Origin of the sequence: Nocardia farcinica, from assembly GCF_029867845.1 — a bacterium.
GTDB classification, from domain to species: domain Bacteria; phylum Actinomycetota; class Actinomycetes; order Mycobacteriales; family Mycobacteriaceae; genus Nocardia; species Nocardia farcinica_A.
Genome location: NZ_JARWRU010000108.1, coordinates 1 through 1409, shown reverse-complemented (window position 1 = coordinate 1409; position 1409 = coordinate 1). Strand labels below are relative to the sequence as shown.

At 72.1% G+C, this 1409-nt stretch carries 1 protein-coding gene and 1 pseudogene; both read right to left on the bottom strand.

Annotation, left to right across the window (positions count from 1 at the left end; genetic code table 11):
* Positions 1–221: 221 nt before the first annotated feature.
* Positions 222–425, bottom strand: a pseudogene (locus tag QH283_RS02060) (TIGR00730 family Rossman fold protein); the annotation flags it as partial.
* The gene (locus tag QH283_RS02055) at positions 419–1276 is read right to left on the bottom strand and encodes a TIGR00730 family Rossman fold protein (RefSeq protein WP_414689560.1); all 858 of its coding nucleotides are present in this window, start codon (positions 1274–1276) and stop codon (positions 419–421) included. The pseudogene QH283_RS02060 and the gene QH283_RS02055, both read right to left, overlap by 7 nt.
* Positions 1277–1409 lie beyond the last annotated feature (133 nt).

Here is a 1409-nt window from a genome sequence, read left to right as displayed (position 1 = left end):
GTCCCCCTCCGAGCTACCGCCGAGCTCTGGCTGGACTACCCCGACAGTGAGCCGATCCTGTGGCTGGAAGGGCAACGGGTCTGCGCAGGTCGGGATTCGGGTTCCGCCATGTGGTGCCTGCCCCCGGCACGGGCGCTGTCGCTGTGCCGGTACCGGGCCCGCCGGGACCTCCCGGCCCGAGCGGCGGCGGTGCCGCCCTCCCCCCGGTCCACCCGGTGCTACGGTTTCACCCCTATCGTCCCCCCCCCCCCCCCCCGGCCCGGGGGCGCTACCGCGCCCATCATGGAGACGTGGCCGCCGCCGGAGACCAGTTGCCAGCCGCGGCGGGCGATCTCGGTGCCGACGCGGGCGGCGAGATTCAGCAGTTCGGGATCGGTGGTGCTCGACGAGCAGTAGACGCAGACGGCGAAGCGCTCGCTCACCAGAGGTCCTCCGTGCCGTAGGTCTCCAGGTCCGCGCGGGAATCGGCGGCGCGGGCGATGATCTCGACCACCTCCTCGACATCGTCGGTCACGTACAGCAGGTCCAGGTCGCCCGGTGAGATCTTGCCCGAGCCCTCCAGCGAGGCACGGATCCAGTCGACCAGGCCCGACCAGTAGGACCGGCCGAACAGGATGATCGGGAACCGGGTGATCTTGCCGGTCTGCACCAGGGTCAGCGCTTCGAACAGCTCGTCGAGGGTGCCGAATCCGCCGGGCAGGCAGACGAATGCCTCGGAGTACTTGACGAACATCGTCTTGCGCACGAAGAAGTAGCGGAAGTTGATGCCGAGGTCGACCCAGTCGTTGAGGCTCTGCTCGAAGGGCAGCTCGATGCCGAGACCGATCGAATAGCCGCCCGCCTCGCTCGCCCCCCGGTTGGCGGCCTCCATGGCGCCGGGGCCGCCGCCGGTGATGACCGCGAGACCGGCCCTGGCCAGCGCGGCGCCGATGGCGTAGCCGGCCTCGTACTCGGGGTGGTCGACCGGTGTGCGGGCCGAACCGAAGACCGTGACCGCGCGGGGCACCTCGGCCAGCGCGCCGAAGCCCTCGACGAATTCGGCCTGAATGCGCAGCACCCGCCAGGGGTCGGAGTGCACCCAGTCCGCGTCGCCTCTGGTGTCGAGCAGATTCCGGTCGGCGGTGCGGATGCCCGGCTTGCGGTCGCGGCGGAACAGGATCGGGCCGCGGAATTTCGCGGTGGCCCGCGCTTTCGCGGCCTCCCCGTCGGCGCCGCGCCGGGCGGCGGGATCGTCCGTTGGCCTGCGGTCGGTGGAGTCGGCGGCGTCGGTCGGCATGCGGTTCACGCTACCGGGCGACCCCACGGCGACGACCAGCCGTGGTCGGCCTCGGGCGACGGCGGCCGTGCCTGCTCGGCCGCTCTCAGGCCGAGGGCGCGCCGCCGGTGAGGTAGGCGCGCAGCATGGCGGT

Bases quoted from the DNA above. Each gene is read 5' to 3' on its own strand.
- QH283_RS02055 (WP_414689560.1), bottom strand. From the start codon at position 1,276: ATGCCGACCGACGCCGCCGACTCCACCGACCGCAGGCCAACGGACGAT.